This window comes from Acinetobacter sp. YH12152, from assembly GCF_013418285.1.
Lineage (GTDB): Bacteria > Pseudomonadota > Gammaproteobacteria > Pseudomonadales > Moraxellaceae > Acinetobacter > Acinetobacter amyesii.
In genome coordinates this window covers 115,434-140,425 of the sequence record NZ_VPCH01000001.1, presented here as the reverse complement: position 1 = coordinate 140,425, position 24,992 = coordinate 115,434, and the positions used below count along the sequence as shown (strand labels likewise).

Annotated in this window: 14 protein-coding genes and 2 pseudogenes; 7 read left to right on the top strand and 9 right to left on the bottom strand. The window is 40.2% G+C overall.

The window, feature by feature from the left end; all coding sequences use genetic code 11:
* Nucleotides 1-81: 81 nt before the first annotated feature.
* Entirely contained in the window at nt 82-2,256 is a 2,175-nt protein-coding gene (locus FTU83_RS00615; RefSeq protein ID WP_180105473.1) for a TonB-dependent receptor domain-containing protein, read from the bottom strand.
* A gap of 272 nt (nt 2,257-2,528) precedes the next feature.
* Between FTU83_RS00615 and tig the strand changes: the two genes are divergently transcribed.
* The 4 genes from tig to FTU83_RS00595 all read left to right on the top strand — a co-directional run bounded on the left by tig (nt 2,529) and on the right by FTU83_RS00595 (nt 6,877).
* Nucleotides 2,529-3,860: a trigger factor gene (gene tig / locus FTU83_RS00610; RefSeq protein WP_078192708.1), complete on the top strand. Its 1,332-nt coding sequence runs from the start codon at nt 2,529-2,531 to the stop codon at nt 3,858-3,860.
* Between the two features lie 194 nt (nt 3,861-4,054).
* Complete coding sequence (clpP, locus tag FTU83_RS00605) at nt 4,055-4,660, top strand: ATP-dependent Clp endopeptidase proteolytic subunit ClpP (RefSeq protein ID WP_180105472.1); 606 nt, start codon at nt 4,055-4,057, stop codon at nt 4,658-4,660.
* Nucleotides 4,661-4,689: 29 nt separating this feature from the next.
* The gene (clpX, locus tag FTU83_RS00600; RefSeq protein WP_180105471.1) at nt 4,690-6,000 is read left to right on the top strand and encodes an ATP-dependent protease ATP-binding subunit ClpX; all 1,311 of its coding nucleotides are present in this window, start codon (nt 4,690-4,692) and stop codon (nt 5,998-6,000) included.
* 163 nt (nt 6,001-6,163) lie between these two features.
* Complete coding sequence (locus FTU83_RS00595; RefSeq protein WP_180055647.1) at nt 6,164-6,877, top strand: DUF2846 domain-containing protein; 714 nt, start codon at nt 6,164-6,166, stop codon at nt 6,875-6,877.
* A 127-nt stretch (nt 6,878-7,004) separates the two neighbouring features.
* On the opposite strand, the gene FTU83_RS00590 is transcribed toward FTU83_RS00595, so the two are convergent.
* The 6 genes and pseudogenes from FTU83_RS00590 to FTU83_RS00565 all read right to left on the bottom strand — a co-directional run bounded on the left by FTU83_RS00590 (nt 7,005) and on the right by FTU83_RS00565 (nt 16,243).
* The gene (locus FTU83_RS00590) at nt 7,005-8,531 is read right to left on the bottom strand and encodes a fumarate hydratase (protein WP_078189659.1); all 1,527 of its coding nucleotides are present in this window, start codon (nt 8,529-8,531) and stop codon (nt 7,005-7,007) included.
* Between the two features lie 659 nt (nt 8,532-9,190).
* A pseudogene (locus FTU83_RS00585) lies at nt 9,191-10,092 on the bottom strand (hypothetical protein).
* Nucleotides 10,076-10,927, bottom strand: a pseudogene (locus FTU83_RS00580) (DUF2515 family protein). The pseudogenes FTU83_RS00585 and FTU83_RS00580 overlap by 17 nt, the downstream one beginning before the upstream one ends.
* A 140-nt stretch (nt 10,928-11,067) precedes the next feature.
* Nucleotides 11,068-13,209 carry a phosphate acetyltransferase gene (gene pta, locus FTU83_RS00575; protein WP_180004548.1) on the bottom strand — a complete coding sequence of 714 codons (2,142 nt, stop codon included), beginning with the start codon at nt 13,207-13,209 and terminating at the stop codon, nt 11,068-11,070.
* A gap of 59 nt (nt 13,210-13,268) precedes the next feature.
* Complete coding sequence (locus tag FTU83_RS00570) at nt 13,269-14,486, bottom strand: acetate/propionate family kinase (protein ID WP_078189653.1); 1,218 nt, start codon at nt 14,484-14,486, stop codon at nt 13,269-13,271.
* A gap of 491 nt (nt 14,487-14,977) precedes the next feature.
* Nucleotides 14,978-16,243, bottom strand: a complete 1,266-nt coding sequence (locus FTU83_RS00565; RefSeq protein WP_078189652.1) for a glutamate-5-semialdehyde dehydrogenase — start codon at nt 16,241-16,243, stop codon at nt 14,978-14,980.
* A 303-nt stretch (nt 16,244-16,546) separates the two neighbouring features.
* Between FTU83_RS00565 and FTU83_RS00560 the strand changes: the two genes are divergently transcribed.
* The gene (locus FTU83_RS00560) at nt 16,547-17,875 is read left to right on the top strand and encodes an alpha/beta fold hydrolase (RefSeq protein ID WP_180105470.1); all 1,329 of its coding nucleotides are present in this window, start codon (nt 16,547-16,549) and stop codon (nt 17,873-17,875) included.
* Nucleotides 17,876-17,904: 29 nt separating this feature from the next.
* On the opposite strand, the gene FTU83_RS00555 is transcribed toward FTU83_RS00560, so the two are convergent.
* Both FTU83_RS00555 and nagZ read right to left on the bottom strand, forming a co-directional pair.
* On the bottom strand, nt 17,905-18,774 hold the full coding sequence (locus FTU83_RS00555; protein WP_180105469.1) for a class I SAM-dependent methyltransferase: 870 nt from the start codon (nt 18,772-18,774) through the stop codon (nt 17,905-17,907).
* A gap of 128 nt (nt 18,775-18,902) precedes the next feature.
* Nucleotides 18,903-19,925 carry a beta-N-acetylhexosaminidase gene (nagZ, locus tag FTU83_RS00550; RefSeq protein WP_180034909.1) on the bottom strand — a complete coding sequence of 341 codons (1,023 nt, stop codon included), beginning with the start codon at nt 19,923-19,925 and terminating at the stop codon, nt 18,903-18,905.
* A 200-nt stretch (nt 19,926-20,125) separates the two neighbouring features.
* Between nagZ and FTU83_RS00545 the strand changes: the two genes are divergently transcribed.
* Nucleotides 20,126-22,336 (top strand): carboxy terminal-processing peptidase, encoded by a 2,211-nt coding sequence (locus FTU83_RS00545; protein WP_180105468.1) that lies wholly within the window; start codon nt 20,126-20,128, stop codon nt 22,334-22,336.
* A gap of 436 nt (nt 22,337-22,772) precedes the next feature.
* Nucleotides 22,773-24,839 carry an EAL domain-containing protein gene (locus tag FTU83_RS00540; protein ID WP_180004543.1) on the top strand — a complete coding sequence of 689 codons (2,067 nt, stop codon included), beginning with the start codon at nt 22,773-22,775 and terminating at the stop codon, nt 24,837-24,839.
* Nucleotides 24,840-24,992 lie beyond the last annotated feature (153 nt).

The following is a 24,992-nucleotide window of genomic DNA, read 5'->3' as shown; positions in this document are numbered from 1 at the left end:
TAAGAATAAATCGTAAAGTGTTGATGCAAAAAAACCTGCCGAAGCAGGTTTTTTAGTTTTGTCTTTTATAAGTACTAAAAGTTAGAAATCATAAGAAATGGATAACCAGTAGTTGCGACCAGCTAAGTAAGTTCCAGCCATTGAAGAACCTATAGTCATGTAGTCATAGTAAGACGCCTCTACATTTTGGCTATTGATATAAGTTCCATTGCTTGTGAAGTCTTTATCTAATAAGTTATTTACAGAACCATTGATACGAATATTGTCATTAAGGCTATAACTTGTACCGAGGTTAAATAAATTATACCCCTTCAACTTATTACCTGTTGCAGCGTAAATGATGCCAGCATCACCAGCAGTTTGGACTGTACTATAACGTTTACGATCAGATTTATACTCATGTTGTAACCAAACATCGAGTGAAGGATTAATATGCCAAGTAGATGTCATATTAAAGGCATTTTTGGGTACGTTATTTAGGTACGAGCCTTTATTTTCACCTTTTGTGATCTCACTTTCCATATAGGTATATGCAGCTTTAATATCCCATTCAGGGATAATGCTATATTTCAAGCTAACTTCAACGCCCTTAGTTTCTGCTTCATTGGCATTAATACTTTGTGAAAAACTATCTTGAGTGATATGTGAACCGTAGCTTACACAACCTGCTTGGTTTGGATTTGTTTCAGAGTAACAGTTCCAAAGGTCAGCTCCATCAGTTATCAGGTCTTCAATTTTATTAAAGAATGCCGTTGTCGTTAAGTCAAAGCTACCTTTGTTGTAATTAAAGCCTAATTCATAGTTAGTGGATTCTTCAGGTTTAAGATTAGGAGAGCCGACACCAAAAGTTGCACCTTGACCACTAACACTAATCACGCCATTGTGTAATGCTTTTGCAGAAGGTGCTTTGTAACCCGTACTTACGCCACCTTTCAGTGTTAGATTTTCATTAGTATTCCAAACTAAATATGCTCGTGGGCTGAAGTGACCACCAAAACCTGAATGATCTTCATAACGTCCACCTAAAGTTAAAGCAACTGAATCTAAAAGGCGCCATTCATCTTCAGCGTAGAAAGATAATGAGTCTTTTTTGAATTTTGAACCCATGCCCGCAATATCGTCAGCAATTTCTGCTTCTTTATATTCGGCACCTACTGTGATTTTATGATCTGCAATAGGCATGACGATATGTGTATCAGCAGCAAAGTCAGTGTTTTCTAATGTACGATCTGTACCTGCAAATGCATTTAATGGGAATGTGTTTCGTGGAATAGTACGGCCTACGGTTTCAGTAGTTGTATGGCTTACGTAAGACGACCATTTACCAAAATTATAGTTACCCTCATGTCCAGCAGAAATTTGATCACGGTTAAATTCTAGTTCGTCTTTATAACCATTAGCACGGCTCGGTGTGTCTTGAGTGCCCAGTCGATTATCATCATTTTTATAGTTTTGACTTGAATGGAAGCCATCTAACCAAAAACTATTTTTATCATCTAAGTTAAAGGATAATTTACCACCAAAATCAAAATTATCTGCTTCACTTGGGCGTGGGTCACGGCCAGATGTACCTGGAATACGTTCAGATTTTTGACGGTCTAAATAAGAACCGCGTAGCTGCATCCCTAATCGTTCGCTTATAAGAGGGCCATTTAAAACAAAACTGGTTTTTGCTGAGTCGGCTTCCCCATTATGTTCCATGAGGTTACCACTCACAGTAACATTACCAGTCCATGTATCAGACACTTTTTTAGTAATAATGTTGATTACACCACCCATTGCTTCTGAGCCATAGCGAGTAGCCATAGGACCACGAATGACCTCAATACGCTCAATTGCAGCAAGGGGTGGTAAGTAACCATTTGATGATTCACCGAAACCATTTGGAGTTACGTCAGAAGATGTTGTTTGGCGACGTCCATCAATTAAAACCAAACTATAGTCATTACCTAGACCACGCATTTTTACGTTTAAGCCGGATGTTTTACCAATACCGTCACGAATATCAATGCCCGGAATGTCAGCTAGTAAATCTGCAATGCTAGAAGCATTTTTCTTTTCTATGTCTGCTTTTGTAACAACACTGATTGAAGCAGGAGCATTCTTGATCTTTTGTTCAAAGCCCGCTGCAGAAACAACAATGGTTTCCATCTGTTGAGCTTGAGATTCAGTCGTTTCAGCATGTGCGAAACTCGTAGTAGTTACAATTGCCCCAAATAAAGCAGCGGAAAGAGGGTTGAGATTAAATTTACTCATAAAAGAATTCCAAATATGGACAAGATAAATATATGAAAATAAATTAAAAAAATATCATTAAGAATAATAGTGAGAAAGTTTCTCATTTTCAATGGTGAATTAAAAAATAATCAATATTTCTTCGAAAAAAGCTGAAAAATTCTAAAAATAAGAAGGGCATCCATGCCTGAATTTATAGTGTTATAATCCATTTTTGTATATCTTTAATTGTTGTCATATAATGTGGCACTTTTTTTTAAAACTGTTTTAACTAACAAATTATCGAGGAAGCCATGCAAGTAACTTCTGAAGCGGTTTCGGGCGTTGCCCGTCGTTTAAATGTATCTGTACCGACGAGCCGTATTAACGAGCAGTTTGAAGCTCGCTTGAAACGCACTGCCAAAACTGTGAAGATCAACGGCTTCCGTCCAGGTAAAGTACCTGTAAACGTTGTTCGTCGTGAATACGGTGCTGGTATCTATCAAGAAGTTGTAAACGACATCATTCGTGACACAGTATTCGAAGCGATCCAACAAGAAAAAATCAATGCTGTTGGTATGCCAAACATTGAAAAAACTGAAATGAAAGATGATGCTTTAGTTTATGAAGCAACTGTAGAAGTTTATCCAGAAGTTGAAGTTAAGTTCGAAGGTCTAGAAGTTGAACGTAAAACAACTTCAGTTGACGACAAAGACGTTGAGAAGATGATTGAAAATCTTCAAAAACAACGCGCTTCATGGGTTGAAACTAAAGGCATGGCTAAAAAAGACATGCAAGTAACTTTCGACTTTGAAGGTACTGTTGATGGCGAGAAGTTTGAAGGCGGCGCTGCTGAAGACTTTAAACTCGTTCTTGGTTCTGGTCGTATGATCCCTGGCTTCGAAGACGGTATCGTTGGTATGAAGAAAGGCGAAGAGAAAGTTATCGATGTAACTTTCCCTGAAGACTACCAAGCTGAAAACCTTGCTGGTAAAGCTGCTCAATTCAAAATCACTGTTAAGCTTGTTGAAAAACAAAAACTTCCAGAAGTTGATGCTGAATTCTTAAAAATCTTCGGTCTAACTGAAGAAGAAGGCGTTGAAAAGCTGAAAGCTGACGTTCGTAAAAACATGGAACGTGAAGTGAAAAACGGTCTTCGTAACCAAGTGAAAGGTGCAACTTTTGATGCGCTTGTAGCTGCAAACGAAGTAGAACTTCCAGAAGCAATGGTTGCTCAAGAAATTGACCGTCAACGTCAACAAATGATCCAACAATTCACTCAACAGTTTGGTGCTCAAGGCGCTAAAGCGTTTGATTCAAGTATGCTTCCAGATGACCTATTCAAAGAGCAAGCTGAAAAATCAGTTAAACTTGGCGTATTAGTCAGCAAAGTATTGGCTGATGCTAAAATTGAAGTTGATGCTGCACGTGTTGATGCTTACATCGAAGACATGGCTTCTTCTTACGAAGATCCTAAAGAAGTAATTGAATACTTCAACAACGATAAACAGCAACGTGCTCAAATCGAAGCTGTTATTCTAGAAGACCAAGTTGTAGATCACATCTTAGCTTCTGCTAAAGTAACTGATACAACTGTGAGCTATGAAGACTTATTGAAAGAGCAACAAGCTCGTCAACAAGGCTAATTTTTAGCTTTCAAAAAAAGGCGCATTAAGCGCCTTTTTTTATCGAAATTTGCCCCCAAATAAGTTGTCCTGATTTCACAATGCTTATGAAAAAAATATCTGTTATTTAATTGGGAATCTTTTGCAATTTCGACAAATATCCCTCATATTGTGAATTATGGGTTGAGTCAGAAAAATTTAGGAATAAATAACGTATGTATGTTCCAACAATTGAAAACGCACTAGTGCCAATGGTGGTAGAACAGTCATCTCGTGGCGAGCGTTCTTTTGATATTTATTCACGCCTTTTGCGTGAACGTGTGATTTTTTTAACCGGTGAAGTTGAAGACAACATGGCAAATTTGATTGTTGCCCAAATGTTGTTCTTAGAAGCAGAAAACCCAGATAAAGATATTCATTTATATATCAACTCACCAGGCGGTTCGGTTACTGCAGGTATGGCGATTTACGATACCATGCAATTTATTAAACCTGATGTTGTGACTTACTGCATGGGGCAAGCAGCATCGATGGGTGCATTCCTGCTTAACGCCGGTGCTAAAGGCAAACGTTACTGTCTTGAAAATGCCCGTGTCATGATTCACCAACCACTCGGTGGTTTCCGTGGTCAGGCATCTGATATTGAAATTCATGCACGTGAAATTCTATTCATCAAAGAACGTTTAAATCGTTTAATGGCAGAGCATAGTGGTCAAGACTACGAAACTGTTGCTCGAGATACTGACCGTGACAACTTTATGACAGCGCAAGCTGCAAAAGATTACGGTCTTGTGGACGAAGTTTTATCTAAACGTCCATAAGTTTTAAAGAATTAATTATTGGAGTGAATATGTCCGAACATCCTCAAGGACAAAAGCATTGTTCATTTTGCGGTAAAACGCAGTCTGAAGTCGGGAAACTGATTGCAGGTGAGGACGCGTACATCTGTAATGAGTGTGTGGACGTATGTCTTGACCTAGTTCAGACCAGTCAGCAAGTTGAATCAAATGACTGGGCAACTCGTCCTTTACCAAAACCGCATGAAATCCGTACTGCGCTTGACCAATATGTGATTGGTCAAGATGTTGCGAAAAAGACCCTCTCTGTTGCGGTATACAACCACTATAAACGCCTAAAAGTTGGCACCAGTGGTAAAAAACCAGAAGACGGTGTAGAGATTTCGAAAAGTAACATCATGTTGGTTGGACCAACAGGTTCAGGTAAAACACTGCTTGCTCAGACACTTGCGCGTCTTTTAGATGTGCCATTTGCGATGGCAGATGCAACGACTTTAACTGAAGCCGGTTATGTGGGTGAAGACGTTGAGAACATTGTTCAAAAACTCCTTCAAAAAGCCGATTACGATGTAGAAAAAGCGCAAAAAGGCATTATCTATATCGATGAAATCGACAAAATTACCCGTAAGTCTGAAAACCCATCTATTACTCGTGATGTATCGGGTGAAGGTGTTCAGCAAGCATTATTGAAAATGATCGAAGGTACGGTTGCGTCGATTCCGCCTCAAGGTGGTCGTAAGCATCCGCAGCAAGAATTTATCCAAATTGATACTTCAAACATCCTATTTATCTGTGGTGGCGCATTCTCAGGTCTAGAGAAAATCGTACAGCAGCGTCAGGAAAAAGGTGGTATTGGCTTTACGGCTGAAGTACGTAAGAAAGATGAAACTAAAAAATTATCTGACTTATTCCGCCAAGTTGAAGCGACAGATTTGGTTAAATTCGGTCTGATTCCTGAATTTATTGGTCGTTTACCTGTGATTGCTACCTTGGAAGAACTGGACGAAGAAGCATTGATGCAGATTCTGACAGAACCAAAAAATGCATTGACACGTCAGTACCAATATTTATTTGAAATGGAAAATGTTGACCTCGTATTTGAAGACTCTGCATTACGTGCCGTGGCTAAAAAAGCCCTTGACCGTAATACGGGCGCACGTGGTCTACGTTCGATTTTAGAAAATTCATTGCTTGAAACGATGTATGACCTACCAAGTCGTTCAGATGTGGGTACGGTTGTTGTCAATGAAGCAGTGATTAATGGTGAAGCGAAACCTGAATTTAAATCAGAACGTCAACCAAAGAAAACTGAAGAAGCTGCACCGAAGTCAGATTTAAAAGTTGTAAACTCTAAATCTGCTTAAGCGCTATTCGTCTGAAACGTGTGTAAATCCAAGATTTGCACACGTTTTTTATTTCCAAAAATAAAGGCAGAATGTTAATCTCAGCAGGATGGCGTGGATGCCTGAATGTAAAAAACTGAAAACAAAAGTGTAAAAATAAAAAAAGACGCAGTGAGGGATAATCATGCGTGGAGTTGCAATTCTACTTTTAAGCAGTGTAGCGCTGCTGGGTTGTCATGGAAAATCAGCCGTTGAGCAAACGTCATTGGCTTCAACATTAAAGCCTGTGGATCCTGAAAGTACACCGGGTCATATTGAGCAATATCGATTGGGTATGTTTACCATTGGTGGTTGGGTCAATCAGAAACAAGGCCGACATTTTCAAGAAGTAAAAGCTCAGCATGACCAAGCAGCGATTGTGTATTTATATCGTCCAGACAGTAAGTGGAACCGCCAAGAAATTGTGGCTAGTAGCTTATTTCTGAACAGTGAGCGTATTCCAAGTTTATTGAATAATCATTATTACTGGGTGGAGTTACCGGCGGGGAATTACCGCTTATCATCGAGTCGCCCTTTGGGGGTGAATCATTTTCAAAAGCCTAAATATTTAGACTTTGATGTTGAAGCAGGTCAAACTTACTTCATTAAATATGATGAAGAGAATTTATCCAGTAAAAGAACGGTTTCAGGGCCATTGCTGCTCATGCCTGAAAAAATTGGTCGAAATGAAATCGCATTTACAGAGTTGAAATCCAACAGTTTTAACTTTGTGGCAAAAGATCAAAACACTGGAAAAGTGCGGAAAAGTGCGCAGAAGTTGAAGGCACCTCATTATGATCCTGCGGAAGATGTGCAGTTGACCAAGCCTTTTAAACTGTGGAATCCATTAACTTGGTAATGTAATTAGCCGTTGTTTTTAGTGTGTGAAAGCATTAAATAGCGAATGTCATTCGACAGACAGTCTAAATATTGACAATAAAAAAGCACCCGATGGGGTGCTTTTTTAGATCTTGAATGTGGCGAAATTAGTTCGCAGCAGCATCAACTACTGGGATTTTACCAATTTTTGCTTGCCAGATTTTTGGTGCAGTTGCGTGAACAGAAGTACCATTTACGTCAACAGCTACAGATACAGGCATGTCTTTTACAACAAATTTGTAGATCGCTTCCATACCTAAGTCAGCAAATGCTACAACTTCAGCTTCACGAATCGCTTTCGATACTAAGTACGCAGCACCACCGACAGCCATGAGGTAAGTTGCTTTGTTGTCTTTGATTGCTTCAACAGCAGCAGGACCACGATCCGCTTTACCAATCATACCGAACATACCAGTTGCTTCAAGCACTTGACGTGTGAACTTATCCATACGTGTTGCAGTTGTTGGGCCAGCAGGACCAACGACTTCGTCACCGACTGGATCAACAGGGCCAACGTAGTAAATAAATTTACCTTTTAGGTCAACTGGAAGTTCTTCACCTTTGTTTAACATGTCAACCATACGTTTGTGCGCAGCGTCACGACCCGTATAGATTGTACCGTTAAGAAGTAGTGTGTCACCTGGTTGCCAAGAGTTCATTTCTTCTTGAGTGATGTTATCTAAGTCAACACGTTTAGACGTTGATGAATCCCAAGTTACTGCAGGATAGTCTTCAAGGCTAGGCGCTTGAATATGCGCTACACCTGAACCGTCTAATTGGAAATGTGCATGACGAGTTGCAGCGCAGTTAGGAATCATACCCACTGGTTTACCTGCAGCGTGACATGGGTAGTCTTTGATTTTGATATCAAGAACAGTCGTTAAACCGCCAAGACCTTGAGCACCAATACCTAAAGCATTTACTTTTTCGAAGATTTCGATACGAAGTTCTTCGATTTGGTTTTGTGGGCCACGACGAAGTAATTCGTCCATGTTGATTTCTTCCATCAATGCTTCTTTTGCAAGCATCATGGCTTTTTCAGCAGTACCACCAATACCGATACCGAGCATACCAGGAGGACACCAACCTGCACCCATTGTTGGAACAGTTTTAAGTACCCAATCTACGATAGAGTCAGAAGGGTTAAGCATTGCAAGTTTAGATTTGTTTTCTGAACCGCCACCCTTAGCAGCAACAGTAATATCAACTTTATTACCCGGAACGAGTTTGTAGTGAATTACAGCAGGGGTGTTGTCTTTGGTATTTTTACGACCAAAAGCAGGATCAGCTAATACTGATGCACGAAGAATGTTTGAGTTTTCAAGATAACCTTGACGTACACCTTCGTTAATTGCATCGTCTAGGCTCATGGTTAAATCAAATTTAACGTCTAAGCCCACTTCAAGAAATACGTTCACAATACCCGTATCTTGACAGATAGGACGATGGCCTTCTGCACACATACGAGAGTTAATTAAAATTTGTGCAATCGCGTCTTTTGCGGCTTTGTTTTCTTCACGGTCATACGCACGGCTCATCGCTTGGATGAAGTCCTGTGGGTGATAGTAAGAAATGAACTGAAGCGCATCTTTTACCGATGTGATCAAGTCATCTTGCTTGATAATAGTTGTCATACAAATATCTCTTGAGCGGGCTGATAGCTAGCGGGCTAAATTATAAGACAAAAATACAGTTGTGTGGGTATTTCGCTTAATCTTTGGCCGAAAGTTTAATAGGCTTAAACAGCGCCATATTTAACTGTCATAAATGGCCTGAAAATGACATTTTAACTGTCATATTTCATGAAATATTTGTCACATAACTAGAGGAGGAGATATGTTTTAATTTTTAAGATATTGAAAATAAACAATATTTATTATTTTTGAAAATTTTATATTTGTCATATAACTGTCATATAACTTTTACATAATGACGTCATCAAAGTTAGAGTGTGAATTATATGGTTACTCCAGTGTTGTCAGTTATTGGTTTTTCTCTATTTATCGCAGCAACTTGGTTCTACGGTCAACAAGAAGATCAAGCCTAAAGCTTTATCTTCTTTTTTTTTGCTTTAAATTTTATAAAAATAATATTCTTCTTCAAATCTTCAAATCTTCAAATCTTCAAATCTTCAAATCTTCAAATCTTCAAATCTTCAAATCTTCAAATCTTCAAATCTTCAAATCTTCAAATCTTCAAATCTTCAAATCTTCAAATCTTCAAATCTTTAGTTTCAATGATCAATTTTGTGTAAAAGTGCTTTAAAATTGAGTCTAAACGCGACAACATTTGATTATTTAACATATTGCCAAACATCAGGATCTTCATAATTTTCATCGATATGGTAGCCTTGTACTATAACTTCTTTTTCATCAATTTCTCTTGATTTTTTATTTCTTATCAGCTCATTTGCAAATGCTTGTTCTAACTCTTTTGAGGTCATTTTGTAAGTATCAATATTATTCTCTGAATCATCCATTGAATTTCTTTCATCATAACGAATCGTATTGAAAGCATAACGAACCATATATTGTTCTTTACCATCTTCAGTTTTTTGAGTTTGTTTTATACTCAGATCCAAAAGGATACCATTGGCATATAATCGGTAGCCTATAGTGTTCCCTCCAACTGTATTTATTATCTTTTTCCATTCTTCATAATTAAAGATATAAGTCGGGTCAATGACATCACCTGATTTCATTAGATATCGAATATTATCTTCCTTTGCTATTCGTGCAGAAAAACGATAGAAATAATTTTTCCATTCGGCCTGATTTATACGTCTCATTAAGTCAACATAAGCTTGGTGGGCTTGTTCAGGACGTACAAATTCCTCTTTGTTTAGCCCTGCATTAATATCAAGCCCTTGTATTCCATCCTCATTATTAAACGATGTTCCTAGAACTGAAAATACATGATCTATCACTAAGCTATTCTCACCATTTTCAACTTTAATCTGACCTAAGTTGGGTGGTGTAAAATCTAACTCTCTAAAACCTGCTCTAGATGGATGACTATCGGGACGCCCAAGATTATGTTGAGAAAAATCTTTAAACCCTTGTTGGCCTAAATGTAAACTAAAACGCTGTTGATTCATGACATTATTATTCTCTGTATTTTTGCACTAGGTTGACAAGCTGAAAGGAGATAACCCACCATAAAAATAACAATGCAGTAATTAAATTTTTCCATCATTACTATCCTTTCCAACTGTAAAATTAGCTTTGCTATCGCCCCATTTCGCAATAATTTTTAGTTCTTCTTCTAAAAAGTATCTTCCTTTATCACTTTGCATTAAACGATGATATTTTTCTGCTGCTTTTTTAATCCATTCCATACGGCTATCATAATTGGCGACTTTAGTGTTTGATAATGGTTCGCTGTATACTGTTTCTGGTACCTTATCGAGTACACCGGCGTGTCGCCCCTGATATTCTCTTTCCATGTTTTTGATATTATAAGAACTCGGCAGAATACTTTTCAATTTTGGTAGATATTCAAAAGCACTTTTAATTTCTAAAGTGCTTTTAAGTTTTTAATTATGGGTAAACAATTTGACCAAGGAACGTTTATAACTTCTTCTTTAATATGAGTAAATTTGGAAACATCACGTTGAGTTCGGCATTGATTAAAAGAGGATGAAGACATGCTCAAAGCATAATGCCAAGGTGCAATATCCATAAATAGCCATAAGTTACCTTTTGCAAAAGTATGTACAGGATCACGAATTACCCCTAGTGGAATCCATTTATATCCCCATGCAGTTAAACCATGTTTAACAATGGCAGCTAAGATTTTTTGAAGCAAATGCACCTAAGCCCATCCAATAGTAACGACCAACTAAATCCTTGTTTCCATGTTTTTCTTTTTCTAGATAAATATTGGCATAAACTGAAGCAAGACGTCACGCCCTAGCTTCATATCCAGGCTCTAATTTATGTAAATTTTTCCTTTTATTTTTTAAATTAGATATGTGTATCAGAGCTTTGATTTCTTTTTTTAAGCGAAGAATGAATATATTATTGGTCATGTACCAAATACTCAAAATTCAGCCATAGAATTTAAAAGAAATTTCCACTAATTCTGAGCCATTTTTAATATAATGGAAGTTATATAAAACAAAAAACCACCCAATCTTTCGAAAGGGTGGTTTAGAACTCGAAACTAAAATTAAGCTTCTTGCTGTTCAGACTGAATTGCCGTTAATGCAATGGTAAACACGATGTCATCGACCAATGCGCCACGAGACAAGTCATTTACAGGCTTGTTTAAACCTTGCAGCATTGGGCCAACACTGACTACATTTGCAGAACGTTGAACTGCTTTATAGGTTGTATTACCTGTATTTAAGTCAGGGAAAATAAACACATTGGCACGACCAGCCACTTTAGAGTCAGGTGCTTTAGAGCGTCCCACACTTTCCACCGATGCAGCATCGTATTGAAGCGGGCCATCAATCAGTAAGTCTGGGCGGCGTTCTTTGGCAATACGTGTTGCTTCAGCCACTTTTTCGACATCTGCACCTGCACCAGAAGTACCTGTTGAATACGAAATCATTGCGATACGTGGGTCAATACCAAAAGCTTTTGCTGAATCTGCAGATTGAATCGCAATCTCTGCAAGCTGTTCTGCATTCGGATCTGGATTAATGGCACAGTCACCGTACACATAGACTTCATCTGGTAGCAGCATAAAGAACACAGAAGAAACCAATGAATAATCAGGTGCAGTCTTAATCAATTGGAATGCTGGACGCACTGTATTCGCCGTAGTATGTACTGCACCAGATACAAGGCCATCCACTTGATCGAGTGCAAGCATCATGGTGCCTAAAACCACGGTGTCTTGTAGCTGTTCGCGTGCTTGTAGATCATTGAGTTTGCCTTTGCGCAGCTCAACCATTTTAGGCACATAGTTTTCACGAATCAGATCTGGATCAATAATTTCCAAATCATGTGGAAGTTCGATGTTACGTGCTTTTGCAACTTCAATCACGGCTTCAGGTTTTGCCAATAAAATACAGTGTGCAATGCCACGAGATTGACAAATGGCAGCCGCTTGGATGGTCCGTGGTTCATCACCTTCAGGTAGAACAATCCGTTTTTTCGCAGCAATGGATTTTTGTACTAATTCATGACGGAATGCAGAAGGGGACAAGCGTGGTTGATACGAACCATTCAATACTTCAGTAATCCACTCAGCATTAATGTGGCTTGAAACAAAGCGAGTCACTTGCTCTGCACGTTCTACGTCATCGACAGGAATTTCATTGCCTAAATTTGAAAGTTGTTGTGCCGTTTCAAAAGTGCTTAAAGGCGTATGTAAAATCGGTAAGCCTTGCTTAATCGCTGTTTGGCAGAAATCTAAAACTTGTGGGTTCGGTTGATGATGTTCAGTCAAAACCAAACCGGCAAGTGGAATACCATTGCTACTTGCAAGGCTTGAAGCCAACAACACATCAATACGGTCAGAGGCGCTGATAATCAGTTCACCTGCCACAAATTTGTGAAGTTCATGTTCAATATTAGATGCAACTAAGCTGCTATGTAGTACGCGGCGATGAGCAGCATCGCCTTGGTTGATCCATTCTGCTTGAATATGCGTCGCCAAGTCAGACATGCGCGGTACGCTGAGCGTATTACTAAATGGAACGAGACCAATAACAGGTAGCTGTGTAGAACCAATTTGCGGATTACTTTGTTGTAATTCGAGTACAAATTTATTGGTATCACTGATTAAACGCAGATTTGGATCAAGCGTGACAGGAATTTGCGCAGATTCTTCTGGCAAACCACGTGTGCGCATAAACAAAACGCCCGCAGTACGTTCAGATGCTGCACCACCGAATTGGCGTAGAGAACTGTCAATTTTCTCAGCCGTTTTCGTGGCATTTTGAATATCTGCTGTGCTGACAATAATTACTTTAGCATCAAGAGCTTTTGCTAATGTCGCGTTCAGTTCTGAGGCAAAGTTATCTCGGCTGTTTGGAACCAAGCCTTCAACAATAATCAGATCATGCTTTTTTGCAATTTCACGGTGCAAACGAACTGCTTCTTCGAGCAATTCATCACTTTCATCATGACTCAGTTGTTTCACGATGGTCGCATGATGAATGGGTTCTACCGTTTCATTATTAAATAAATGACGATAGAGAGCCGTTGTACGGTCCACTGTATCTGCGACATTTTCCTGTGAAAATGGTTTCAGAAAACCTGCTTTGACCCCTTGGCATTCCAAAGCATAAATTAAACCTAAGCATGCAGATGTTAAACCTACACCTTCCCCAGTTGGCACGAGTAAAATTGTTTTCATACGGTGTCTAAATTAAAGCTAAAAATTAATATTGAAGGCGAAGGGGCTGATGCGATTGCTTATGCAATCGCAGCTTCAGCATCAGGCTTTTTTGTAGCAGACGCTGTCACCTCGTCTACAACATGCTCAGTTTCTTTGGCAATACGGCCTTCTTCATCGGTAGGAACAACCCAAATTTGTGGGCCAGTACCGTGGTCAATACGACCTTCCGTACCGCGTTTTAGGTTGTCATTTAATTCTTTACTCAGGTTGAAACCAAAGTGTGGTAAGTATGAAACCGTTTTTTCACGAATGTAGGCAGAATTTTCACCAATACCACCGGTAAAGAATAAACCGTCAATACGTGGTAGACCACAGCTGAGACCTGCTAAAGATTTTGCTAAACGGTAGCAGAATACTTCAATGGCAAGCGCGGCATCTTCGTTGCCTTGTTCCGATGCTTCGATCAATGTACGCATGTCATTTGAAAGATCAGACAAACCGAGTAGGCCTGATTGGCTGTTCAGCATTTTGTCGATTTTGTAGATATCCCAACCTAAGTTGCTCGCAAGGAAGCTGTGAATACTTGGGTCAACATCACCACTACGTGTGCCCATCACCACACCTTCAAGTGGAGTCAGACCCATTGACGTATCTACAGATTGACCATTCCAAATCGCACAAGTCGAGCTACCATTGCCTAAGTGAGCAGTTAACCAGCCACCTTGTTTAAAGCTGCCTGCCAACATTGAGCCACGCTCAGATACGTAGGCATGGCTAGTACCGTGGAAGCCATAACGACGTACGTTATGTTGTGTGTACAAGAATTTTGGTAATGCATAACGGTATGCATGAGACGGCATCGTTTGGTGGAATGCTGTATCAAATACGGCTACTTGCGGAAGTTCAGGGAACAAACGCATGGTTGCTTCGATACCCACCAAGTGAGCAGGGTTATGCAATGGCGCAAGCGGTGTAGCTTCACGAATACGTTCAATTATTTCTGGTGTTAATAGCTCAGCTTTGGTTAATGTACCGCCGTGTACCACGCGGTGACCAATCGCTTGAGGATTATGGTGAGCCAAACGCTCTAAAATAGTTTCGAGGGCTTTTTCATGGTCAGCATGTGGAATAGACAGCTCAAGCGCAGCACCACCCGTAGTGACCCCTTTAATACGTGCATCAGCAGAACCTAGGTTCTCGGCCAGACCAAAAATACGATCTTCACGGCGCTCAGAAACTAACGCATATTTGATAGAAGAAGATCCGCAGTTAATTACTAATACTGATGTAGACACGTTTAAATACCCGAATTCTAATTGAAATACTTATCCATAATGTTGATCTGATTGCAGTTGTATTGATTGATGCAATTTAGATCTGTGATGATGTTTTATCATGGGTTTTTTTATCGTCCTAGATAGACTTTAGGAGATTAGACTTAAGCACTATCGACCCTGAGCACAATAATAATTAAAATTTATCAGTTCATAGTTTTCATTTATTAATAAAATAGTCCTCAAAATTTATACGATTTAAGGGATATACATAGAACATAACATGCGTTCGCTGCGCTGTAATCCTCAAATTGTTGCAAAAAAACAGGTAAATTTAACTTTTCTCATTCTTCTTAAGCATTTAATTGTCAAAAAATCTATTTTCGATTCTATATCCTGTGTTTGCAGGCTTATATTTCAATATGTGAACCCTGGGTCTAGTTTTTTAAATTGCCATAAAAAAAGCTGTGCCTTTAATCAGAAAAGCACAGCTTTCATTGTCTTATTGGGTGTTATTGGCGAATTTGACCATCACCAAATACAATCCATTTTTGAGAAGTCAGACCTTCAAGACCGACTGGACCACGTGCATGGATTTTATCGGTTGAAATACCGATCTCAGCACCAAGACCATATTCAAACCCATCTGCAAAGCGCGTTGAGGCATTGATCATCACTGAACTCGAATCTACACGCGCTAAGAACTGACGCGCCAAACTGAAGTTTTCGGTAATGATTGAGTCGGTATGGTGTGAGCCATATTTGTTGATGTGCTCAATCGCTTCATCTAGGCCTGTAACGACTTTCACTGCCAAAATCGGGCCTAAGTATTCGGTATACCAATCTTCTTCAGTTGCAGGAACAATCGATTCACCCAAAATGCGCTGCGTTTCAGCACAGCCACGAAGTTCAACTTTTTTCTCCGCATAAAGTTCAGCAATGCGTGGTAAAAACTCTTCAGCGACATTTTCATCGACAAGTAAGGTTTCCATGGCATTACATACGCCATAACGGTGTGTTTTGGCATTGAGCGCAATAGGTAATGCTTTTTGCAAATCAGCCTGAGCTTCCACAAAAACATGGCAGTTACCATCAAGATGTTTGATGACCGGCACACGTGCTTCATTGGTAATACGCTCAATTAAGCCTTTACCACCACGAGGTACGATCACATCGACATATTCAGGCATAGTAATTAATTGGCCAACCGCAGCACGGTCTGGGGTATTAAGCACTTGAACGGCATGCTCAGGTACACCTGCAGCAGTTAAGCCATGTTGAATCGCTGCCGCAATTGCTTGGTTAGATTCCAACGCTTCAGAACCACCACGTAAAATAATCGCGTTACCTGATTTAAGCGCTAAAGATGCGGCTTCAAGGGTTACATTGGGGCGAGATTCGTAAATCATGCCGACAACACCTAGCGGCACGCGCATTTTGCCCAGCTGAATACCTGTCGGACGAAAGGCCATATCGGTTATTTCGCCAATCGGGTCAGTCAGTGCGATCACATCTTTTAGACCTTGGAGCATGCCTTTAAAGCGTGTGGGGGTAAGTTCTAAGCGATCAAGTAGAGCACTATCCAAGTTGTTGTTATGCGCTTTGGTCATATCCACTTGGTTAGCTGCCAAAATTGCAGTTTCACTGTTTTGTAAAGCAGTATAAATTGCTGATAAGGCATTATTTTTAGTCTGGGTAGAAGCCCCTGCGAGCACACGTGATGCTGTGCGTGCTTGCTGTCCTACCGTTTGCATATATTGTTCAATAGACTCTTGCATAGCGGTTTGATCACTTAGAAATTTCAACTCGATATTAACAGCCTGTGACTGAACAATGAAGCACTTAAGTGCATATTCGGTTACTCATATTGACCAGAATTAACATTTTGAAATTGTTTTTAGAACAAAAGTAGATAAGCGGCGGGGATATCAGTTGCTTGTAAAATGAACCTCTGTATAGAATGAAACAATAGCGACATTGAAGTCGTACAAATAACGATTAAAGAGCAGGACGCTAAGTCGAGCAGAGTCTCTAAATGAATTCCTGACAATAAAAATAAGGCAGGAATGGAGGAAAGGAATATGAATTCCATTATCCAAATGGATCCCACCGTACAGGAAAGTACGCATTACAGTTTTTTCGATCTGTATGACAAGCAAAGCTTTAAACAGCCTGCCAGAACGACATGGATTGATGGCTGGAAGGTCGAATATATGGCCATTGCACAACCTGAAACCATTCATCGCACACCGATTGTTATTATTGGTGGGGCATTTCAAAACTTTAACTCCTACAAATATTGTGTCGAACAACTATTTGCGGCAGGCCCTATTATTTTAATTGATTTACCCTCCATGGGCTCAAACCAGCAAATTACCAATGTCGATACTGCGGTGTCAGCAGGTACTTTAGAGTTGGGTGATCTGGCGCAGATGTTGGGCGTTTGGTTGGATATCGTCGGGCTAGAAAAAGTATCCGTGATGGGGATGTCACTAGGTTCAGTGGTGGCAGCAGGACTAGCGGATCAACGTCCTGAATTGATTGATCGCATGATTTTAATGGGCGTGATGCAAAAAACGCGCAAGAGCTGGCGCATGTTGCTTGAGGAATCCTTGCATTTGATGAAAGAACAGCGCATGGATGAATTTGGTCAAGCGGTGATTTTGTATTTGGTTAATCATGCCAAACTGGATGTGACGCGGATGTCACCGACAGCGAAGCGTTTGTTCTTTAGACAAATGGCTGAATTCACCAATACCGAACAAGAGCGTTATGACATTAACTGTAATCGTTTGCTGCGTTTGCAAGACGTGCCGATTCCACAGTGTGATGTATTGGTGTCATGCGGGCAGTACGACAGTTTTACTTTGCCACATGAAAATGCTGGCTTTGCCTTGCAATGTCCGAATATGCAGTTTGCCATGATTGCTAATGCGGATCATTTACCACAGTTGCAGCGCCGTAAGGAAACAATGAATTTGTTTGCAACTTATCTACGCGGTGAGTCTATTCAGCAGTTGGAAGGGATCATTCCAATGAGCCGAGAGCAAATGCAAAATATTGACCGCCGTGGCGAAGTGCGTGTAAGTGTACAACAGCCATTCACGCATTTATCTCATCGCCATTCAGACCTCGTGGTTGAAACTCAAATTACGGATTTAAATTATTTCGGTGTGTTGTTTAATGTGCAGGCTGAAATGTTGGACTGCATGCACGCATATCCTCGGGATTTGGCTTTACATCTAGAAGATGAAGAAGGTGAGTTTAAAATTGAATGTCTCATCTTTGACGTTGTGGATACACAAGTTCGCGCTTTGTTTAAGCATGGTAGTTTTGAGTTGGCAGAACGCTTATTGCGCTTTGTACAACGCCAAAAAGAAGATGTGTTGTTATTAGAAGCCGTCAGTTAAAACATGAACATATAAAAAAAAACAGCGCTTTAGCGCTGTTTTTTTGTTTTGGCATGCACCATCCAAACCAAATCTCCACAATGCTGCTCTGCATCGTGAAAAGGAATCACTTGTTCTTGCTGCTGTTGTGGAAAGTATAAGGCTGGCTGAACGACGTCTACTTCTTCAAATCCTGTATGACTGAAAAACTGCTGTAATTCAGCAGGGGATTGAAAATGAAAAGTAAAAGCGCTGCGAGACATGACTTTGAGTAATTTACTACTGGCCCAAATAAAACGTGCTAAACGGTTTTTAACGGGTTCTGGATAGATGTCGGTCAGATAATGTAATTCCTGAAACGAGGCGCCATATTCGGTGATCCCTTGCAATAACTTATTCAGTAGGTGTTGATCAAAATAATTAATCAGACCTTCGCTAATCACCACCAAAGGACGTTCAGGGTCAAAACTCTGAAAAATACGTTCAAAATCTTGAGTGAAAATGTCACCAGTTAAGACCTCAGGGGCATGCGGGTCAATCTGTTTGAGTGCCTGTGTTTTGATTTTTGCCATATCTGGCAAGTCGAGTTCACGATAGTCAATTTCAGGATGCTTGGTACGAAAATTCCAACCGCGCGGGGAAAGGCCACAGGCAATTTCAAGGACTTGTAGCTGAGGGTGCTGGGCAATGAGTTGATCTAAATGCTGATCGATCATGGCATGGCGCTGTTTGAGCGTCGAGCGCATGCTACCGCCCACATTCTTTTCTGCCCAGCTTTCTAATGGGTGGACTAAACGTGCTAAAAATTTGCCTTTACGCGTAGCAAAAACGGGATGTGAAATCCCCATGCTGTACCAAATATAGCCGGTGTAATGTGCAGTAAAGGAAATGTGTCGATGTTCCGATAAACTTTGTGTCATGTCGTCCTGACCTAATGTTGTTTTTATTGGCAATTTTTGTATAGCACCGAAGCACTTATTTTGACTTCATCATAAATCAAAAAGGAGCACCTTGTCGTGCTCCTTTTTATGATTTTAAAGGTTGTGGATTAGCAGTATTGATTTTTAAAATCCACAATACGGTTACGCACGTTTTGCCAGTCCGCCCCGAGTTCAATGCTTTGTCCAATCTCAATTTGTGGGATTTTACCTCGCATACGTTCTAGGCGTTCTTGATTTGGGAGAGCCAAGTTTTGAATGCCATCCAGCGCAATGCATGCAGATTCACGGTTATTACATACAAGGCCCATATCACAACCTGCATTTAATGCTGCTTGGATACGAGCATCTGCGCCGCCAGCGACACAAGCGGCTTGCATGCTTAAATCATCGGAGAATAAAACGCCATCAAATTGGAGCTCTTGACGTAAGACTTTCTGAATCCAATACGGTGAAAAACCAGCAGGGTTAGGATCAATATTTTCATAAATCACATGCGCAGGCATTAATGCATCAAGCTGTGGTTGCAGTTGAATAAAGCTTTGCATGTCTTTTTGGTAGATCTCTTCATAACTACGATGGTCAATAGCAGCAGCGACGTGTGAGTCTGCTTTCACTGAACCGTGGCCTGGGAAATGCTTACCTGTAGATGCCATTCCTGCACGTTTCATACCTTTTAAGAAAGCACTTGCCAGTGGAATGATATCTTGCATATTTTTGGCAAAACCACGGTCACCAATCACATCACTAACATCATTTAAATCAAGCACAGGTGCAAAACTGAAATCGATGCCGACCGCAAGGACTTCAGCTGCCATCAACCAGCCACATTGTTCAGCCAGTTCAACTGCTTTTTCAGGTTCAGTTAAGTAAAGTTCACCAAACTTACCCATAGCTGGTAGGAGTGTGAAGCCTTGCTTTAAGCGTTGTACACGACCACCTTCCTGATCGACCGCAATTAAAATATCAGGACGAATTTGACGCATATGGTCGGTTAGGGCACGAACTTGTTCAGGAGATTCAATGTTACGACCAAATAAAATCATGCCGCCAACTTGTGGTGCCTGTAATAGTTCAATATCTTCTTGGGTAAGTTCTGTGCCAGCAATGTCGAGCATTAATGCGCCAATCATATTCGGTGTCCGTGTTGGAATTTTTAAGGAAAAACAATACCTGAATTCTGCAATGATTTGCTACACTTTGTCAGCAGAGAATATGATAAAACTACACGACATAAACATATTAAGTTGTTTAAGATTTTGAATCTATTCAATTCAGGTCGAAAACCAACACGGTAATATTGGTCTTAATACCAAGGAAGTACAAATTATTTATGAAACTTCAAACATTAGCTTGTGCCGTTGCGATTGCGACAGGTGGATTCTTTTTCACTCATGTGGTGAATGACGCAATTGCTGCCAATAATACAGAAGCAGTGAGCGCGGGTACCATTCAGCCCACACAAGAGCAAGCCTTGGTCTCACGTCAGCTTGCAACATTGGTAGACCGTCAACACTATTTAAATCAGCGTTTAGATGCCAATACCTCTAACCGTATTTTAGATTTTTATATTGATAGTTTAGACGCTGAACATACGTTGTTCTTGGCATCGGATATTGAAAATTATAAAAAACGTTATGGTTCAACTTTTGGTGCAAACCTCAAAGCGGGCAATTTAACAGGGCCGTATGCCATTCATGCGCAATATCGTGAGCGTTTAAAACAGTTCTACACCTATATGTTGGAAGAGCTGAAAAAGCCACAGAATTTAAATCAACCGAATAACTACATCGAAACCGATCGTGAAAAAGCGCCATTCTTTAAATCGACAGAAGAACAGCGTGCGCATTGGAATAAAATGTTGGTCTCTCAGCTGATCAACTTAACCATCAGCAAAGAAGAAGAGAAAGCCAAACAAAAAGCGTTGAAAGATGACCCAACACTGGCAAATGGTCAAGACTTAACAGGTCCTGAAGACTTAACACCTGTACAGACTTTAACCAAGCGTTATACACGTCAGTTAGAGCGGATTAGTCGTTTAAAAAGCGATGATGTGCTTGATAAAACTCTGAATGCCATGATGCTGACGTATGATCCGCACAGTAATTACTTTCCACCTGTAGATGCGATGGAATTGAACCGTCAAACCACGCTGCAATTGGAAGGGATTGGGGTATCGATCCGTCCTGAACGTGGTAATGAAGACTACACCAAAATCGAGACGATTGTGGAAGGTGGGCCAGCCAGCAAATCAGGACAAGTGAAGTCAGGCGATCGCATCGTTGGTGTTGCCCAAGATGGCGACAAAATGGTCGATGTGATTGGTTGGCCGAGTAATGAAATTGTCGGACTGATTCGTGGTAAACGTGGCACCAAAGTGACTCTACGTTTATTGGGTGCTGGTGCGTCCATGAATCAAGCGCGAAATGTCACAATTGTACGTGATGTGATTCAAGAAGAAGATGCAGGCGTGCGTTCACGCACCGTTGAAATTGAACGTGATGGCAAAAAACATAAGTTTGGTGTGATCGAAATTCCATCGTTTTACTTGAACTATCGTGCCCGTCGTGCAGGTACAGACTACCGCTCTGTGTCAGAAGATACCAATAAAGCCTTAAAAACTTTAGATGCTCAAAATGTTGAAGGCATCATCATTGACTTGCGTAACAACCCAGGTGGCTCACTTGAAGAAGTGGCACGTATGCTTGGTCAAGTGATTAAATCAGGTCCAGTGGTGCAAATCCGTGATGGCAATGGCAATGTCAGCGTTTTTGAAGATGATGATGGTGGCGCGCAAACTTATGCAGGTCCATTGGCAGTATTGATTAACTTGGCTTCGGCGTCTGCGAGTGAAATTTATTCTGCTGCGATTCAAGACTATGAACGTGGTGTGGTGATTGGTAGCACCACTACGGGTAAAGGAACAGCGCAGGTACAACTTGACTCTTTAGCCTATGGTCAAGCAACCTTAACGCAACGTAAATTTTATCGCGTGACTGGCGGCAGTACCCAGAATAAAGGAGTCGTGCCTGATATTAAGTTGGTTGATATTTACAATGAAGAGTTTGGTGAACGTAAAGCGAAAAATGCTTTACAGTGGGATACCATTCCTACAGCACCGTTTAAACGTGAAGGCTCGATCCAAGCCTATGTTCCCGATTTGATTAAGTCATCTCAGCAACGTGTCAGCATTGATCCGCAATTTAAATATTTAGAGCAACGTACTGCGATTGCGAAAAAGACAGAAGAGCAAAAGCGTGTGGTACTAGACTTAGCGAAGCGTAAAGCCGAGCTGTTGGCACTAGAGCAAAAGTCTTTGGATGCTGAAAATCAGCGTCGTAAAGTGGTGGGTCAAAAACCTTATGCCAACTGGGAAAGCTACCAAGCGTCTATGGATGCATTGGTGGAGGCACGTGCAAAAATGAAGGCAAACCAACGTCCAGCACTGCCTGAAGAAGAAGTCTTTGTGACGGAAGCAGCAAACGTGCTAATGGACTATGCAAAATTACAAGGTACAACACCAACAACAGCAGCCAAAAAGTAAGTAATTCATCCATAAATAACATTGAGATGATTGCTTGAGTTTTTGACAGAAAAGATGAATTTATCCATTGAGAAATAGCGAGCTACGGCTCGCTATTTTTTTGTGAGTAGGGCGGTGTTCGATTTAAATCTAGAAAGCAATCTATAAATGATTCTAACTTATTCATTTTATTATGATTAGAAACTGTTCTAAAATAATAGACACCTGATGCAATTTTTATCAAAAGTTTAAGTTTTAGTGAACTTCATCAAGCTTTATTTTTTTAAAATAATCAGTTGCTTAAAATCTTGAAAGAAAGACTTGACCATTACCGTAGACTAATAGATTCTAAGAGAAAATAAGTAAGTAATTGAAAATGTAACAAGTTAAAGGGAAGAGATAGATTGGGTAATTCGGTTAAAGAAAGTGCCACGATAACCTAAGCGGAACGCTTGATATGACCCATATTCATTATGATTACAATCTGGTCGTTGGTTCAATCGTAGTTGCATTATTAAGTTGTTACTTAGCTGTTTCACTCGAACAAATGTTGTTCCGTGGAACACGACCAAGATATGAAAATGTCATTTTATTATTCAGCGGTGCAATTTTAGGTGCTGCGATTTGGTGCATGCATTTTGTAGGCATGATGGCCAGCCATTTGCCTTCAAATTATAGTTTTGATACCAGTCTGACCCTAACTTCCTATTTTATCGCCTTTGTCGCGTCCACTTTTGCCGTGTGGCTGACCACTCGTCCGACCTTACCTTTTCCGCGTTTAATTTTAGGCTCCGTGTTAATGGGACTTGGCATTTCCGGCATGCATTATACCGGCATGCTGAGTTTAGACGTTCAGGGTTATGAGCAACGATACGAACCTTTAATTGTTATCTGTTCAATTTTAGTTGCGATCTGTGGCTCGTGTTTGGCATTTTGGCTAACGTTTAAAAATAAATACTCGCCAAAACGTAACATCATGAATGCCTTTGTTGCGGTCATGCTGACTTTTAGCATTGTCGCTATGCATTATATTGGTATGGCAGCTGTTGATTTTGTACCGCTAAACTCGATGGATGTATTGGTTGCGGCTCAAATTAACCATAATTTATTGCTATTTATTGTCTTATTTGTCACCAGTTTATTGTTGATGGCGGCCTTTAGCGTTGCAGTACTTGAGCAACGTTTAGAACATCGCAGTTTGCAGTTGATGCGCGCAAATCGAGAACTAGCCAATCAAGCTGTACAGGATAATTTGACCCGTTTACCTAATCGACTATTTTTGGCTGAATATGCACATTTTCTATTTACAGAGCATCGCTTAAGACAAGATAAAATTGCTTTTATTTATATTGATATCGACCGTTTTAAAGCGGTCAATGATGTGTTTGGACACCATGTGGGTGATCAACTACTGATTCAAATTGCTACGCGTATTCACCGTTTAATTAATGATAAAGCCAAATTGCTACGAATCGGTGGGGATGAGTTTCTGATTGTACTTGAGTCGGCAAGCAATGATTCTGCCACAGCAATGTCTGAAAAAATATTGGAATTGATGCAAGAAAGCTTTTTGATTGCAGGTAAGGAAATTAACATTTCAGGCAGTATTGGTATTGCGATGTACCCTGAACATGGTGCGAACTTACAAGACCTACTGATCAATGCAGACACCGCAATGCTGAGTTCAAAGTATCAAGGGCGTAATACCTATTCATTTTTTAATTATACCGCCGACCAATTTGAAGAAAAAAGTCAGACGAAACTGATCAATGATTTGTATAAAGCGGTAGAAGAACAACAGTTTATCTTATTTTATCAGCCAAAATTTAATGCCGCTGATCGTGAAATTTGTGGAGTAGAGGCCTTAATTCGTTGGAATCATCCAACTCTAGGTATGTTGACGCCAAATAAGTTTATCAATGGTGCAGAAAAAACTGGACTGATTATTGCCATGGGCTATTGGGCGCTTGAAGAAGCCTGTAAGCAAATTCAGCACTGGGAAAAGCTGAATATGCCGTTGTATCCTATTGCGGTCAATTTATCAGCGATTCAGTTTGAACATAAACACTTATTTAGTACTTTAGAGTCGCTTTTTGCACGGTATGAAATCAACCCGTCACATTTAATTATTGAAATTACCGAGTCAACAGCGATGCATCATATCGATGCCAGTATCTTGACTTTTGAACATTTGAGAAAGATGGGAATTAAAGTTGCGATTGATGACTTTGGGACGGGACATTCAAGTTTCTTGTATTTAAAAGAACTGCCTGTAGATGAGCTGAAAATTGACCGTGAGTTTATCCGTAATTTGAGCGTCGGTTCTAAAGAAGAAATTATTTTAGAAAGTATTATTCACTTGGCAATTCGACTGGGTTTAACGGTCACTGCAGAAGGTGTAGAGACAGAACAACAAGCAGAAATTTTAAAACGTTTAGGTTGCCAACAGTTGCAGGGCTATTTGTTAGGAATGCCGATGCCAGTGGCACAGCTTGAAGAACGCATGAAAATGAAAGTTGAATAAAGTCCTCGTAGTCTGATCGCATTGCCAATGAGTGAGAAAAAAAGACAGAGAAATGCTTTATATCGTCGATAAAAACAGGTCGTCATCCAATGTAAAACATCAAGACACGCCACGCTAAGATTTTGACTCAACCCGATGTGGTTGATTATTTTT

Excerpts from the sequence above, each read along its gene's own strand:
- tig (WP_078192708.1), top strand. The coding sequence starts at position 2,529 with ATGCAAGTAACTTCTGAAGCGGTTTCGGGCGTTGCCCGTCGTTTAAAT.
- clpP (WP_180105472.1), top strand. The coding sequence starts at position 4,055 with ATGTATGTTCCAACAATTGAAAACGCACTAGTGCCAATGGTGGTAGAA.
- FTU83_RS00560 (WP_180105470.1), top strand. The coding sequence starts at position 16,547 with ATGAATTCCATTATCCAAATGGATCCCACCGTACAGGAAAGTACGCAT.
- FTU83_RS00565 (WP_078189652.1), bottom strand. The coding sequence starts at position 16,243 with ATGCAAGAGTCTATTGAACAATATATGCAAACGGTAGGACAGCAAGCA.
- FTU83_RS00615 (WP_180105473.1), bottom strand. The coding sequence starts at position 2,256 with ATGAGTAAATTTAATCTCAACCCTCTTTCCGCTGCTTTATTTGGGGCA.
- FTU83_RS00590 (WP_078189659.1), bottom strand. The coding sequence starts at position 8,531 with ATGACAACTATTATCAAGCAAGATGACTTGATCACATCGGTAAAAGAT.
- FTU83_RS00555 (WP_180105469.1), bottom strand. The coding sequence starts at position 18,774 with ATGACACAAAGTTTATCGGAACATCGACACATTTCCTTTACTGCACAT.
- clpX (WP_180105471.1), top strand. The coding sequence starts at position 4,690 with ATGTCCGAACATCCTCAAGGACAAAAGCATTGTTCATTTTGCGGTAAA.
- pta (WP_180004548.1), bottom strand. The coding sequence starts at position 13,209 with ATGAAAACAATTTTACTCGTGCCAACTGGGGAAGGTGTAGGTTTAACA.
- FTU83_RS00540 (WP_180004543.1), top strand. The coding sequence starts at position 22,773 with ATGACCCATATTCATTATGATTACAATCTGGTCGTTGGTTCAATCGTA.
- nagZ (WP_180034909.1), bottom strand. The coding sequence starts at position 19,925 with ATGATTGGCGCATTAATGCTCGACATTGCTGGCACAGAACTTACCCAA.
- FTU83_RS00595 (WP_180055647.1), top strand. The coding sequence starts at position 6,164 with ATGCGTGGAGTTGCAATTCTACTTTTAAGCAGTGTAGCGCTGCTGGGT.
- FTU83_RS00545 (WP_180105468.1), top strand. The coding sequence starts at position 20,126 with ATGAAACTTCAAACATTAGCTTGTGCCGTTGCGATTGCGACAGGTGGA.